Annotated in this window: 11 protein-coding genes and 1 pseudogene; 2 read left to right on the forward strand and 10 right to left on the reverse strand. The window is 62.3% G+C overall.

Translation table 11 applies throughout. The annotated features are described in order from the left end of the window. Nucleotides 1-91: 91 nt before the first annotated feature. The 4 genes and pseudogenes from ACQZ2L_RS15075 to ACQZ2L_RS15090 form a co-directional block, all read right to left on the reverse strand. Nucleotides 92-829, reverse strand: coding sequence for a methyl-accepting chemotaxis protein (locus ACQZ2L_RS15075; RefSeq protein ID WP_430326873.1), 738 nt, complete (start codon nucleotides 827-829; stop codon nucleotides 92-94). A 126-nt stretch (nucleotides 830-955) separates the two neighbouring features. Continuing rightward, nucleotides 956-2029: pseudogene (locus ACQZ2L_RS15080) on the reverse strand (HAMP domain-containing protein); the annotation flags it as partial. A 159-nt stretch (nucleotides 2030-2188) separates the two neighbouring features. Beyond that, nucleotides 2189-2491 carry a cell division protein ZapA gene (locus ACQZ2L_RS15085; RefSeq protein WP_101322472.1) on the reverse strand — a complete coding sequence of 101 codons (303 nt, stop codon included), beginning with the start codon at nucleotides 2489-2491 and terminating at the stop codon, nucleotides 2189-2191. Continuing rightward, on the reverse strand, nucleotides 2488-2718 hold the full coding sequence (locus tag ACQZ2L_RS15090) for a hypothetical protein (protein ID WP_103435263.1): 231 nt from the start codon (nucleotides 2716-2718) through the stop codon (nucleotides 2488-2490). Before ACQZ2L_RS15090 ends, ACQZ2L_RS15085 begins: the two co-directional genes overlap by 4 nt. A 282-nt stretch (nucleotides 2719-3000) precedes the next feature. On the opposite strand from ACQZ2L_RS15090, the gene ACQZ2L_RS15095 reads away from it, so the two are divergent. Beyond that, entirely contained in the window at nucleotides 3001-4626 is a 1626-nt protein-coding gene (locus ACQZ2L_RS15095; RefSeq protein ID WP_430326793.1) for a methyl-accepting chemotaxis protein, read from the forward strand. Between the two features lie 30 nt (nucleotides 4627-4656). Here the strand turns inward: ACQZ2L_RS15095 and gbcB are convergent, their stop codons facing one another. Continuing rightward, nucleotides 4657-5757, reverse strand: coding sequence for a glycine-betaine demethylase subunit GbcB (gene gbcB / locus ACQZ2L_RS15100; RefSeq protein WP_430326794.1), 1101 nt, complete (start codon nucleotides 5755-5757; stop codon nucleotides 4657-4659). 293 nt (nucleotides 5758-6050) lie between these two features. Between gbcB and gbcA the strand changes: the two genes are divergently transcribed. After that, nucleotides 6051-7343 (forward strand): glycine-betaine demethylase subunit GbcA, encoded by a 1293-nt coding sequence (gene gbcA / locus ACQZ2L_RS15105; RefSeq protein ID WP_430326795.1) that lies wholly within the window; start codon nucleotides 6051-6053, stop codon nucleotides 7341-7343. Between the two features lie 670 nt (nucleotides 7344-8013). On the opposite strand, the gene ACQZ2L_RS15110 is transcribed toward gbcA, so the two are convergent. The 5 genes from ACQZ2L_RS15110 to ACQZ2L_RS15130 all read right to left on the reverse strand — a co-directional run bounded on the left by ACQZ2L_RS15110 (nucleotide 8014) and on the right by ACQZ2L_RS15130 (nucleotide 14787). Further along, complete coding sequence (locus ACQZ2L_RS15110; protein ID WP_150572817.1) at nucleotides 8014-8784, reverse strand: electron transfer flavoprotein subunit beta; 771 nt, start codon at nucleotides 8782-8784, stop codon at nucleotides 8014-8016. 10 nt (nucleotides 8785-8794) lie between these two features. Beyond that, nucleotides 8795-10027, reverse strand: coding sequence for an electron transfer flavoprotein subunit alpha/FixB family protein (locus ACQZ2L_RS15115; protein WP_430326796.1), 1233 nt, complete (start codon nucleotides 10025-10027; stop codon nucleotides 8795-8797). Next, on the reverse strand, nucleotides 10027-11979 hold the full coding sequence (gene dgcB / locus ACQZ2L_RS15120; protein ID WP_430326797.1) for a dimethylglycine demethylation protein DgcB: 1953 nt from the start codon (nucleotides 11977-11979) through the stop codon (nucleotides 10027-10029). Before dgcB ends, ACQZ2L_RS15115 begins: the two co-directional genes overlap by 1 nt. Before the next feature lie 195 nt (nucleotides 11980-12174). Then, the gene (gene dgcA, locus ACQZ2L_RS15125; protein ID WP_101322481.1) at nucleotides 12175-14235 is read right to left on the reverse strand and encodes a dimethylglycine demethylation protein DgcA; all 2061 of its coding nucleotides are present in this window, start codon (nucleotides 14233-14235) and stop codon (nucleotides 12175-12177) included. Between the two features lie 21 nt (nucleotides 14236-14256). Then, nucleotides 14257-14787, reverse strand: coding sequence for a DUF5943 domain-containing protein (locus ACQZ2L_RS15130; RefSeq protein WP_314874605.1), 531 nt, complete (start codon nucleotides 14785-14787; stop codon nucleotides 14257-14259). Nucleotides 14788-14820 lie beyond the last annotated feature (33 nt).

Below are 14820 nucleotides of genomic sequence, written 5' to 3' on the forward strand. Positions count from 1 at the left end.
CTCGTGTCGCGAAAGGGCTGCGCAGCGGCCCCGGGATTTGTGCAACACCACAAAATACCCCGGCTACTGTGCACGCTCCCGACGCATCACCTTAAAGCCTGAAACCACCCATCTGCCGCGCCAAGTCATCGGCCAGGCGGCGCAGTGTCTGGCATTCCTCGCGACAACCAAGCACCTCGGCGGCGGTCTGCCGCGCCAGGTCAGAAATCCCCTGCACGTTGCGATTGATCTCTTCAGTCACCGCTGACTGCTGCTCGGTCGCGGTGGCCACCTGCTGGTTCATGTCACTGATGCGCTCGACCTGATCGGTGATCGCCCCTAGCGAGGTGCCGGTGCGCTGGCTTGCTTCAACCCCGCTACCGGTGGCCAGCTGGCCGGCCTGCATTGACGTCACAGCCACGCCGGCGCCCTGCTTGAGGCGCTGAATCATCTGCTGCACCTGATCGGTCGACAGCTGCGTGCGCCGGGCCAGGGTGCGCACTTCATCGGCGACCACGGCAAAGCCACGGCCCATTTCACCGGCGCGGGCTGCCTCGATGGCCGCATTGAGGGCGAGCAGGTTGGTCTGCTCGGAAACGCTGCGAATCACCGCCAGCACCTCATCGATCGAGGCCACTTCCTGCGCCAACTGGCCCACCGCCTCGGCAGCCCGGCTGATTTCACCGGACATGCCGTGGATGCCCTGTACCGACTGTTGCACTTGTGCGCGCGCCTGCACCGCTTCGTCACGTGCCGACTGCGAGGCGTACGCCGCATGCCCGGCGTTTTGCGCAACATCCTGCACAGTCAGGCCCATCTGGTGCACGGCGGTAGCAACCATCTCGGTCATCTGTTGCTGGCGTTCCGAGCGGTCAGCGGTGTTGCCGACCACCTGCGTTACCTGCTCGACCGAGCGGTGCAGGCGCTCGGTAGTGCTCAACACCTCGGCGATCAGCGCCCGCTGGCTGTCGAGAAAGCGGTTGAAGCCGCGAGCCAGGTCACCCAGTTCATCCTCGCGGGAATCATCCAGGCGATGGCTCAGGTCGCCGGCGCCGCCACCGATCTGCACCAGCGCCGTGGTCACCTGGCGGATCGGGCGCACCAACCCGCGTGCCAGCAGCACCACCAACAGCAATGACAGCAAAGCGACTGCCCCACCGATCAAGCTGGTCAGCCACACCGCCTGGCGCATCTGCGCGTAGATCTGCGCCTGCGGCACTTCGGCCACCAGCGTCCAGTTGAGATCACGCAGCGGCAGGCTCAGGGCCAGATACTGCTCGCCGTCACGTTCGAACTGGCTACGTTGCAGGCCTGCGCCCTGCCCCAGTAAAAGCTTGGCGGCGTCGCCACCGACCTGTTCGGAAAGCGTGCGTTTGGCGCTGTATTGGTTGTCCGGGTGGACCTGGATCAGGCCGTCGTTGCGCACCAGCATGACCCTGCCCTGCTCGCCAAAGCTGAAGTCGTGGATCAGCCTGGACAACTCGGTCAGGCGCAAGCCCATGCCGGCGATGCCGACCAGTTGCCCGGCCTTTTCGATGCGGTAGTCGATGAACAGCGCCACCTCGCCGGTGGCACCATCCACGTCGATATTGATCAGCCGCTCGGCACCACTGTCGATGTAGCCATAGAACCACTGGTCCTTGGGGTTCTGCCGGCTAAGGGTGCGATCCAGGCCTTTCTCGTTGTAGTAGTGGCCGCTGGCAGTGGCGGCGAACAACGCGGTAAACGCATGGTTGCGCTGCTTGGCAGCCTCCAGGTATTCAACGAAGCGCGCCGCCTCCGCGGGATTCTCACCGGCAGCGAGCCAGTCACGCAGCAGGGTATTGCCAGCGATATCGGCGGCCGCCACCAGCGGCTGGCTGAGCATGCGCTCGATATCGTTGCGGATGGCCTCGATGCTGGCCGGCAGCGCAGTGTCCAGCAGATAGCGCTCGGTCAGGCGATTGAGCGCCACGGTATAGATCGCAACCACCACCAGGATGCTCACCAACAGGGCTGCGCCCATGCCTGCGATCAACTGCAACTGGATACTTCGCCGCCAGATACGCATACGTTTCCCTCCCCCAGGATTCTTGTTTTGGGAGATTGTATACACTTACGTATCCATTCAATCCAGTAATCATCGACAAACGCTTAACGCAAAACGGGGAACAGCCACGCGTCACCGCATGGCTGTTCCCCGCTCGAAATTTGCCTGCTGGCTAGTGCTTTACTGCTCGCCGATGGTGCGTGCGATGGCATCTACCGTGGCATCGATCTGCGCCTGGGTGCGCGCGAGCGTCACTTGATGCTCTTTTTGCAGTTCGATCTGCCGCGAGCACAGGTTCAGCGCCGCCAGAACCAGCAGCTTGTCACCGATCAGGGTCGGGTACTGGCGCTTGGTTTCGTTGAGGGCGGTGTTAAGCATCCGCACAGCCTGCGAGAGGGTCTCTTCCTGGCCTTCAGGGGCTTTGATCGAATAGTCGATACCCAGAATCGACACGACATTGATCGGCTGCGCTTGCAGTTTCATGCGTTGACGACACCTGCGCTGGCGCGCTCAACCAGCGCCTGGATACGCGCAGCAGCGGCGCCGTGTTTCTCTTCCTGTTCCATCAGCGACAGCTGCAGGCTGTCGTTATCTTCCTTGGCCTGGGCCAGTTCCTGGGCGATGGCAGCGTTCTGCTCGCTCAGCTGGGTGTTTTTCTGCATCAGGTCGTTGACCAGTTGCTCGAGTTGATTCAGGGAAGTTTCCAACATGGGGTATGTCTATCTCGGGTTGTTGCAGAGGGCGCACACGATAAAGAAAAGCACGCGCCCCCGCCATTAAATATCGGGTCAAAAGGCTTCAGCCAGGCCAGATTGACAGGGGATCGGCCACCTTGTTCCGGCCTGGGTCAACCGCCGGTCAGGATTTGTCGCGGCCAACTCGGGCTTTTGCTCATCGCACTCAAGACTGGCCGGTCACGACCGATAGCCATACAGGTCTCATCCCGACGCAAGGATTGCGCGCCCCCTTACCTTGCCTGGATTGTCCAAATCATGTCGCTACGCAATATGAATATCGCCCCGCGCGCCTTGCTCGGGTTTGCCTTGATCGGCGCATTGATGCTTGGCCTTGGCGTATTTTCGCTGATCCAGATGGGCAAAATTCGCCAGGCGGGTGTCGCCATCGAAAGCATCAACGTGCCGAGCATCAAGACCCTCGATGAGCTGACCGCGCTGAGCCTGCGCTTGCGTACGCTGTCCTATCGCCTGTTGGTCAATCGTGACCCGGCCACTCAGCAAGACACCCTGCGCCTGCTGGACGAGCGCAATGCACAGATCGACAAGGCCCAGAGCCGTTACCAGACGTTTATCGTCGCCGCCGAAGAACAAGCCGCGTTCGATCAGTACGGCCAATTGCTGACCCAGTACCGCCAGCTGGAAACCCGCATGCGCAGCCTGAGCCAGACCAATCGCATCGACGAACTGGCCGACCTGCTCAACCGCGACCTGCTGACCAACTCCGAGCAGATCAACAAGGTCATGAACACCCTGCTGGAAATGAACACCGAGCAGGCGCGCAACGCCAACGCCACCGCCGCCAACCAGTACAGCACGGCGTTCACCCTGGTGATCGGCCTGCTCATCGTCGCTACCGTGCTGACCCTGGTCTGCGCACTGCTGCTGACCCGCAGCATCGTCAAGCCGATCGAAGAGGCCTTGCAGGCCGCCGAACAAGTAGCCGATGGCGACCTCACCCACACCATTCGCGCCGAAGGCAGCGACGAAGCAGCGCGCCTGCAGCGGGCCATGGCACGCATGCAGGAAAAGCTGCGCGACACCCTGCACCTTATTTCCGGCTCCTCTACCCAGCTCGCCTCGGCGGCCGAAGAGCTCAACAGCGTGACCGACGAAAGCGCGCGCGGCCTGCAGCAGCAGAACGCCGAAATCGAACAAGCCGCCACTGCCGTAACAGAGATGACCAGCGCGGTCGAAGAAGTGGCGCGCAATGCCGTCAGCACCTCGGAGGCTTCGGCCGAAGCCAGCCGTTCGACCAGCGATGGCCGTGACCTGGTAATGGAAACCGTCAGCGCTATCGAGCGCATGAGCGGTGACGTCCAGGGCACTGCCAAGCTGATCACTCACCTGGCTGAACAGTCGCGGGATATCGGCAAGGTACTCGACGTGATTCGCGGCCTGGCCGATCAGACCAACCTGCTCGCCCTCAACGCCGCCATCGAGGCAGCGCGGGCCGGTGAGGCCGGGCGTGGTTTTGCCGTGGTAGCTGACGAAGTGCGTGCGCTGGCGCATCGCACCCAGCAGTCGACCAGCGAGATCGAGCGCATGATCGGCACCATCCAGGGCGGCACCGGCCAGGCGGTCGACTCGATGCGCACCAGCACCGAACGCGCCGAATCAACCCTGAACATCGCCCGCGGCGCGGGCCTGGCGCTGGACACCATCGCCACGGCAGTAGCGCACATCAACGAGCGCAACCTGGTCATCGCCAGTGCGGCGGAAGAACAGGCTCAGGTCGCCCGTGAAGTCGACCGCAACCTGGTCAACATCAACGACCTGTCGGTGCAAAGCGCCACGGGTGCACACCAGACCAGCGCGGCGAGTGCCGAGCTGTCGCGTCTGGCCGTCGACCTCAGCAGCCTGGTTGCACGCTTCCGCGTCTGACCCAGGCTGCAGGGCCCAAGCGGCCTCGGCTTAGTACTCGATACGCACGTCGCCGCGCGGCACGCTGCAGCAGGAGAGGATGTAGCCCTCGGCTTCGTCCTCTTCGGTGATGCCACCGTTGTGCTCCATGTCCACTTCGCCGCCCAGCTTGAGCACCTTGCAGGTGCCGCAGATGCCCATGCCGCAGGCTTTCGGGATCATCAGGCCAACCTTGGCCGCCGCCGCATGCACGGTCTCGCCCGGGGCCACGCGGATGCTCTTGTCGCTGCCGACGAATTCCACCAGGTTCAGATCGGACAGATCCACTTCCGGTGCATCGGCTGCCTGTTCGGCGTGCTCGACAGCGTCGGCCTTGGCCTCTGCCGGGGTCGCACCAAACGACTCCTCGTGGTAGTTGTTCATGTCGAAGCCGACCGCCTCGAGCATGCGCTTGACCGCGCTCATGTACGGCGTAGGCCCGCAGCAGAACACCACGCGCTCCATGTAATCCGGGGCGATCAGCTCCATCAGGCGCTGGTTCAGATAGCCCCGATAGCCTGCCCACGGCTCGCCCAGCCCGTGCTTTTCACAAATGATGTGCAGGCTGAAGTTGGGGATGCGCGAGGCCATCTGCTCCAACTCGCGGTGGTAGATGATGTCCTTCGGTGAACGCGCGCTGTGGACGAACACCATGTCGACGTTGGCGTTGGTGTCGTAGAACCAGCGCGCCATCGACATCACCGGGGTAATACCGACGCCACCGCTGAGGTAGAGCACCTTTGGTGCCGGGAAATCGATTGCGTTGAACAAGCCGACCGGACCGTGCACCGGCAGTTCGGCGCCTTCGTGCATGGTGTCGTGCAGGTAGTTGGAAACATGCCCACCCGGTACCCGCTTGACCGTGATCGAGAAGCTGTACGGCACCGACGGCGAGCTGGAGATGGTGTACGAGCGCATCACCTGCTTGCCTTCGATCTCAAGCTCCAGGGTGACGAACTGGCCGGGCTTGAAGAAGAACATGATCGGCTGGTCGGCCATGAAGCAGAAGGTGCGCACATCCCAGGTTTCCTGGATGACCTTGACGCAGCGCACGATGTGGCGGCCGTTGGCCCAGGTCTGGGTGCTGACCGGGTTGAGGAATGTTTCGGACATGTTGTTCTCCCGCGGCCGACTACCGGCCTTTTATGGCTCCGATAATGCTCAAGGCCGTGGCCCGGCACATTCCCATCAGCGACATCGGCGTGCTTATCGCGACCAGCCCCGCACGACAAGGGCTGGCGCGTCGGAATTCGATTCGGCCATGTCGCCCATGGATACGGCTCAAGGCGCCCTTGATCGCACACTCCACGGCAACTAGACCTGATGTTTTCTGCACCTGCCTTGCGGCACTAAAACAACGATTAGCCACCTTTCGCCGGCCTTTATCGGCCTTGAGGATTACAACGATGGACGTCACCGCAACCCTGAGCCTGGGCGATCCACTGGAAGCTGCACGCAAGGCCACCGCCGAGATGCTGCAGACCCGCGAGCGCACCTACTCGCTGCCCCAGCCGTTCTACACTGACGAGCGTCTGTTTCAGATCGACATGCAGGAAATTTTCCAGAAGGAATGGCTGATCGCAGGCATGACCTGCGAGATCCCGACCAAGGGCAACTTCCTCACCCTGCAGGTCGGCAAAAACCCGATCATTGTCATCCGTGGCGCCGAAGGCAAGGTGCATGCATTCCACAACGTCTGCCGCCACCGCGGCTCGCGGCTGTGCACCAGCGAGAAGGGCAAGGTCGCCAAGCTGGTCTGCCACTACCACCAGTGGACCTACGAGCTCGATGGCCGCCTGTTGTTTGCCGGCACCGAAATGGGCGCCGATTTCGACATGAAGGAGTACGGCCTCAAGCCGGTCAATGTCAAAGTCGCGGGTGGCTACATCTTCATCAGTCTGGCGCAGAACCCGCCGGCGATCGACGAGTTCCTGGCGACGCTCGACCACTACATGGAACCGTACGACATGGAGAACACCAAGGTGGCGGTGCAAACCACCTTGCTGGAGAAAGCCAACTGGAAGCTGGTGCTGGAAAACAACCGCGAGTGCTACCACTGCTCCGGCTCGCACCCAGAGCTGCTCAAGACCCTGCTCGAGTGGGACGACACCAACGACCCGCGTGCCGATCAGTCGTTCAAGGACCACGTCGCTGCCTGCGCCACCGCGTGGGAAGCAGAGAAAATCCCTTACCTGCACAAGAGCCACGGCCTGCGTAACCGCATCGTGCGCATGCCGCTGCTCAAGGGCACGGTATCGATGACCATGGACGGCAAGCAGGCGAGCAAGAAGCTGATGGGCCGCATCCAGAACCCGGACCTGGGCTCGATGCGCATCCTGCACCTGCCGCACTCGTGGAACCACTGCATGGGCGATCACATGATTGTCTTCACGGTGTGGCCGATCAGCGCTCAGGAGACCCTGGTCAGCACCAAGTGGCTGGTTCACAAGGATGCTGTTGAAGGCGTTGATTACGACCCAGAGCAGATGCGCAAAGTGTGGGACGCCACCAACGACCAGGACCGCCGTCTGGCTGAAGAGAACCAGCGCGGGATCAACTCAACTGCCTATCAACCTGGGCCGTACTCCAAGACTTACGAGTTTGGTGTGGTCAACTTCATCGACTGGTACAGCCAGCGCGTGCTGGAAAACCTCGGTGCGGAACCTGCGCCTTATCTGAAAGAAGTCGTTACGCAGTAATTGACCTGCCGGGCATGCCTTTGCGTGTGCCCGGCACGTTGTCCACAGGTACCCGGTAGCATTCTCAGACCTCGCTCCAAGCCCCTCCTGATCAATTATTGATCATTTCTCTACAGGCCTTAAGATAAGTGGCTTGCAGCGGATGCCAAACATGTTGTCCACAGAAGCGCCAACAGAGAATGTGAACAACATTGATTACACATGTGGATAAGCTATCGAGAGCCCTGAATCTCAGGCATTCGAGCATCTTGTGATGAAGATTGATTGAATTTTGATCAATCCTATGTAAGCCACGGGATACGTGGCCTAGCGAGTTAGCCGAACAGTTTATCCACAGCCCCGCTAACAGCGATTGTGGGCAACTACAACGCCTGTGCACGGAAAAAAGCCATGGAAATCCATGGCTTAGGTTGATCAATTATTGTACAGAGGGCTGCACGCCCCGAATTCAAAGGGCTGCAGACATGAGCGAACACTTTATCCACAGCCTGACTAACAGCAAATGTGCGTAAGAACAGCGCTCTGTGTAGGAGCGGCCTTGTGTCGCGAAAGGCCAGCGGAGCTGGCCCAGCAATGTCAGCGGCGAAGCTGAAAATGTGGGGCCGCTGCGCGACCCTTTCGCGACACAAGGCCGCTCCTACAGGGACCGCGCAGGAATCAGGCACTGCCGCTAACGCAGCACCCCTTCTTCAACCAGCAACTTCAGGATGGCCTCGGCGCCTTCCTGGGGGGAAACATCCTTCAGCACCTTGCCGCCGCCACCGCTGGCCTTGGCCGTCGCAGCCTTCATCCGATCCGCACCGCTCTTGGCCTTGATCACCTTGAGCCGCTTGGGCCGTGGACGGGCCGGTTGCAGCTCGGCGTCCGCCAGCAGCTCATCCTCAACAATCGCCACATCACGCGCTGCCAGCACGCCACGCCGCGCAGGGCCAAACGCGCTCTGGCGTGGCTTGGGTGCTGCGTTATCCACAGTGGCCAGCAACGGCAAGCGCACCTTCAGCCGGCGCCGCTGACCACGCGGTAGCGCCTGCAAGACCTGTGCGGTGCCATTCTCGATCGACTCGACCTCAGCCAGCCCGACAATCAACGGCCAACCCAGCTTCTCGGCCAGCAAGAACGGCAACATGCCTGAACCTTCGCCGGTCTCGGCCTGGCTGCCGGTCAACACCAGCTGGGCGCCAGCATCACGTAAGTAGTCGCCAAGCACTTCGAGCACGTCAGCCCCTTCCGGCTGTTCGAGCACATCCAGATGATCCAGGCCCATGCCCAGATAAGCCCGCAACGCCTCCTGGCGGTGATCGCCAGCATGCACCACCTGCAAGTTATCCCCAGCCAGCTGCAACCCCAGCTCGACCGCACGGGCATCCTGCTCGGCCCGGCGACTACGGCCAGAGCCGGGATGAGCACCAATGGAAACCAGGCTAATGACCTTTGTACTCATGTTGGAACCCTTATGCCGCGTCGCGCTGGCCGCCGCTGCGGTAGTTATCCACAGCTTCGATCAGAGCCTGAAGAATCGCCGCGCTGTCGCCAATCACTGACAGGTCGGCCCGTTTGATCATGTCGCAGCCAGGGTCCATGTTCACCGCCACCACCTTGTCGCAAGCGCCAATACCCTGCAGGTGCTGGATCGCGCCGGAAATGCCGACCGCCATGTACACCCGCGCGGTAACCCAGGTGCCTGTCGCGCCAACCTGGCGCGTACGCGGCATGAAGCCGTCGTCGACGGCCACCCGCGAGGCACCCTCAGTGGCGCCCAATGCAGCGGTGGCGCGGTGGAACAGCTCCCAGTCCTTGACGCCGTTGCCGCCAGAGACGATGAACTCCGACTCGGCCATGGCAATGGCGGCCGGGTCGACCGCCACCGAGCCGAGGTCTTCGATCCGCGACAGGCTGCGCGCAACGCTTGTGGACAACTCGACCGGTAGCGCCTCATGGCGGGTTTCACTGACCGGCTCGGCGCATTCGGCAGCCGCCAGAATCAACCGCGCCATGCCCCGTTGCAGGTCTTGTTGACCCGCGCCAGCACGGCCGATGCACTGGCCATCCTTGATCTGCCAGACCCGCGTTGCCGGGCGCTCACCCAGCGATGCAGCAAAGCGTCGGCCAAGCTCACCGCCACCGGTGCGGCTGTCTGGCAGCAACCAATGTTGCGGGGCAAACTGGTTATCCACAGCGCGCAGGCCCTGCACCAGTTGCTCCGGTGCATAACCCTGGAATGCCTCGCCTTCGATCACCAGCAGGCGATCGACACCGGCGGCGCCGAAATTGCTTTCTTTGTGCTCGCCAAAAACAATCGCCAGCACCGCGCCATCCTTGCCAGCCAGGCTGTGAGCCAAGCCGAGCAAGTCGCGGTCGTGAGAACCGAGGCGGCCCCCGACCATGTCCGGCACCACAGCGATGTAAAACGCCGGATCTGCCACCTGATGCAGCGGCAACTGCACTTCAGCAGCAGCCGTACGCCGGGCCCCGGTAGCGGTGCCTTGTTGGGCACCGCTGCGGTCCAGGCGTTTGAGGCCGCTGGCCGCAATGAAACCTGCGGCAATCGCGTGAGGGTTCTTGCGGATGATGCCGTTAGGCCCCATCCAGCTGGTTTGCTGGGTCTGCATCGCTGCGTGCAGCGGATGCAGACGGTTACGGGCGATCCACTCAGCGCGAGGGTCGCGGCGGATGATGTCGCTCATCAATGCACCTCCGCAGGTTCACGTTTGGCTGCTGCAGCTTTCGCAGTAGCTGGAGCATCGGCTTCGATCAGCACATCGGCGACCAACTCGGCGAGGTCCTTGATCAGCGGCCGTGGTTCGACCACACCTTCAAGCATCGCGGTGCACTGTGGGCAACCCACGGCGACCACTTCGGCCTCGGTTTCGCGGATGTCGTCCATGCGCATGTCGGGGATCCGTTGCTTGCCCGGGATGTCGGTGATCGGTGCACCGCCACCGCCGCCGCAGCAACGTGAACGGAAGCCCGAGCGCTGCATCTCGCGTACTTCGATGCCCAGCGCCTTGAGCACTTCGCGCGGCGCTTCGTACTCGCCGTTGTAGCGGCCCAGGTAGCACGGGTCGTGATAGGTCACGCTGGAACCTTTGTGCTGGCCCAAGTTGAGCTTGTTGGCGGCGATCAGCTCGGCGATGTAAGTGCTGTGGTGCAGCACCTGATAATCGCCACCGAGCGCGCCGTATTCATTCTTCAGCACATGGAAGCTGTGCGGGTCGCAAGTGACGATGCGCTGGAAGCGGTACTGCGCCAGGGTCTGGACATTGCGTTTGGCCAGTTGCTGGAAGGTAGCTTCATCGCCCAGGCGACGGGCGACGTCACCGCTGTCGCGTTCTTCCAGGCCGAGCACGGCAAAGTCCACACCAGCCGCCTTGAGCACTTTGACGAAGGCACGCAGGGTGCGCTGGTTGCGCATGTCGAAGGCACCATCACCGACCCAGAACAGCACCTCGGTGGTTTTCACCTCGCTGAGCAGCTGCAGGTTAAGGTCGGCGGCCCAGTTCATCCGCCCGCCCGGATTGAAGCCGCCCGGGTTGTCGGTGGCGATCAGGTTATCGAGCACCTCGGCGCCCTTGTTCGGCGTGGCGCCGCGTTCCAGAGTCAGGTGCCGGCGCATGTCGACGATGGCATCGACGTGCTCGATCATCATCGGGCATTCCTCGACGCAGGCGCGGCAGGTGGTGCAGGACCACAGCGTGTCGGCATCGACCAGGCCATTGACGATGGGCTGATGCGGATGGCCGCCATGCTCGCCCAGCGGCTTGCCCGGATACGGGCTGCCGGCAAACTTGGCGTCGGTGCCACCAGCCAGGCCGATGACCATGTCCTGGATCAGCTTCTTCGGGTTCAGCGGCTGGCCGGCGGCGAACGCCGGGCACATCGCCTCACACTTGCCGCACTGCACGCAGGCGTCAAAACCGAGCAGCTGGTTCCAGGTGAAGTCGGCAGGCTTCTCTACACCGAGCAGCGCATTCGGGTCTTCCAGGTCGATTGGCTTGAGCCCGGTCGAGCGGCCACCGCCAAAGCGCTCGGCACGACGGTGCCAGGCCAGGTGCAGGGCACCGGCGAAGGCGTGCTTCATCGGCCCGCCCCAGGTCATGCCAAAGAACAGCTCGGACACGCCCCACAGCACGCCAAGCCCCAGCACCGCGACCATCACCCAGCCGCCGGTATTGGCGGGCAGGATGCCGGCCACCGGCAGCGTCGCAATGAAGAAGCTCGCCGCGAATACCAACAGGCTTTTCGGCAGGCGCATCCACGGCCCTTTCGACAGCCGCGCAGGCGGGTTGAGGCGCCGCTTGAAGACGAACAGAGCGCCGGTGAACATGATCACGGTGGCGACCAGCAAGGCGTAGCCAAGGATCTTGCTCTGCAGGCCAAAGCCATGCACCAGAATCGCCAGCGCTGCCGACAACACAAAGCCGCCTGCAGTGGCGACGTGGGTGTTGGACATGTACTTGTCGCGCTCGACCACATGGTGCAGATCCACCAGGTAGCGCCGCGGCATGGCCAGCAGGCCGCCGAGCAGGTTGACCTTGGACGGCCGGCCACGGCGCCACATGCGCACCCGGCGCAACGCACCGAGCACTGCCAGGCCAAGGGCCGCGAACAGCAGAATGGGTAGAAGGGTGTTCAACATGGGAGGCTCCCACAACAGCTGAAATCGTGCGCCGCCACAAGGGCAACGCGGCTCTCTGTAGGAGCGGCCTTGTGTCGCGAAAGGGCTGCAAAGCAGCCCCAGGATCTATGTAGCGTCACAAGATCGCCGGGGTCGCTTCGCGACCCTTTCGCGACACGAGGCCGCTCCTACAGGGGCCAGTTCATGTGCGATCGATCAGAAGTCCTTGCACAGACGCAAGGCGTCGTAGATCGCAGCGTGCACGTTGCGCTGGGCCACGCAGTCACCGATGCGATAGAGCAAGTAGCCTTCGCCCGGCTGGCTGAGGATCGGCTGTGGCTTGATGGCAAACAGCGCCTCCACATCGATCTGGCCCTTGTTGCGCGAACCCTCTTTGAGCCCGTAGTACAGCTCTTCATCAGGACGCACGCCGTTCTCGATCACCACCTGGTCAACCACCCGCTCTTCCTTGGCGCCGGTGTATTCGTTTTCCAGCACCGCGATCAGCTTGTCGCCTTCGCGGTAGACCTTTTCCAGCATCAGGTCGCCGGTCATGATCACTTCTTTCGGGTACATGCTGCGGTAGTAGGTCGGGAAGGTGGTGCCGCCCATGGCCACGCCTGGCTTGATATCGTCGGTGACGATCTCGACCTGGCTGCCCTTGTCGGCGATGAAGTCCGCGGTCGACATACCGGTGAATTCGCAGATGGTGTCGTACACCAGCACGTTCTTGCCCGGCGCAACCTTGCCATCGAGCACGTCCCAGCTGCTGACCACCAGGCCTTCAGCGGCGCCCCAGTGCTCGTTCTGCTCGACGAACGGATGGCCGCCGACGGCCAGCACGATCACGTCCGGGCGCAGGTCCTGGATGGTCGCAATGTCGGCCGCAGTGCCCAGGCGCAGGTCGATCTTCAAGCGGGCGAACTCAAGCTGGTACCAGCGGGTGATACCGGCAATCTGATCGCGTTGCGGGGCCTTGGCAGCAATGGTGATCTGCCCGCCCATCTGTTCTTTCTTCTCGAACACGGTCACGTCGTGGCCACGCTCGGCGGCAACTCGCGCCGCTTCCATGCCGGCAGGGCCGGCACCGACCACGACTACCTTGCGTTTGACGCCGGTGGTCTTCTCGATGATGTGCGGCACGCCCATGTATTCACGGGAGGTCGCGGCGTTCTGGATGCACAGCACATCCAGCCCTTGGTACTGGCGGTCGATGCAGTAGTTGGCACCGACACACTGTTTGATCTGGTCGATCTGGCCCATCTTGATCTTGGCGATCAGGTGCGGGTCGGCCATGTGCGCACGGGTCATGCCGACCATGTCGACATAGCCACCTTCGAGGATGCGCTGTGCCTGGTTCGGGTCCTTGATGTTCTGCGCGTGCAGTACCGGGACCTTGACCACTTCCTTGATGCCGGCGGCCAGGTGCAGGAACGGCTCCGGCGGGAAGCTCATGTTGGGGATGACGTTGGCCAGGGTGTTGTGGGTGTCGCAGCCCGAACCGATCACGCCAAAGAAGTCGAGCATGCCGGTCGCATCGTAGTACGCGGCGATCTGCTTCATGTCTTCGTGGCTGAGGCCATCGGGGTGGAACTCGTCACCACAGATGCGCATGCCCACGCAGAAGTCGTCGCCAACCTCGGCGCGCACGGCCTTGAGCACTTCCATGCCGAACTTCATCCGGCCTTCGAAGCTGCCGCCCCATTCGTCGGTACGCTTGTTGACCCGCGGGCTCCAGAACTGGTCGATCATGTGCTGGTGCACTGCCGACAGTTCGACGCCATCCAGGCCACCTTCCTTGGCCCGGCGCGCAGCTTGCGCATAGTTGCCGATCACCCGCCAGATCTCTTCCGGCTCGATGGTCTTGCAGGTCGCACGGTGCACTGGCTCACGCACGCCCGACGGCGACATCAGGGTTGGCCAGTTGAAGCCGTCCCAACGTGAGCGGCGACCCATGTGGGTAATCTGGATCATGATCTTGGCGCCGTGCTTGTGCATAGCGTCGGCAAGGTTCTGGAAGTGCGGGATGATCCGGTCGGTCGACAGATTGACCGAAGCCCACCATTCCTGCGGGCTGTCGATGGCGACCACCGACGAGCCACCACAGATGGCCAGGCCGATACCGCCCTTGGCCTTCTCTTCGTAGTATTTGACGTAACGGTCGGTGGTCATGCCGCCGTCGGTGGCATACACCTCGGCGTGGGCAGTACTCAGCACGCGGTTACGGATGGTCAGTTTGCCGATCTGGATCGGCTGGAACATTGCTTCGAAGGCCATGACGCTATCTCCGGCTCAGGCTTACAACGGCTTTGTAACGAACAGGCCATCTTCGTGGCCCTCTTCCGACCCGCCGTAGACCTGCTCTGCCACGGTGCGCAGCGAGCTGCCACGGGCGGCGAGAATCTGGTCCATGGCGCCGGCAAACCAGCCGGTGAACATGTAGTCGACCTTGCGGCCAACCTTGCCGTACACATAGACGAACGCCGAGTGCTTGAGCCTGACGCTGCAGGTGCCCTGGTCGAGGTCGATGGCTTCGATTTCAAACAGGCCCCAGCCGCGCTGGGACAGGCGTTTCATGTAGTGCTCGAACACCGCCACGCCTTCCAGGCCATGGCATTCGGCTTCTTTTTCACACCAGTGCCAGGCCGACTTGTAGCCGGCCTTGTAGAGGATCTCGGCGTAGGCATCGGCGCCCAGCACTTCTTCGATGCCCATGTGGTTGTTGACGAAGAAATGGCGTGGCACATACAGCATCGGCAGCGCGTCGGAAGTCCAGACACCGGTCTCGCTGTCGACTTCGATTGGCAATTGCGGGGCGATCTTGGCCATGGAAACTTAACTCCAGAAATTTTTGAAAGATGG

The organism is Pseudomonas shirazensis, from assembly GCF_050496565.1.
GTDB lineage: Bacteria > Pseudomonadota > Gammaproteobacteria > Pseudomonadales > Pseudomonadaceae > Aquipseudomonas > Aquipseudomonas shirazensis_A.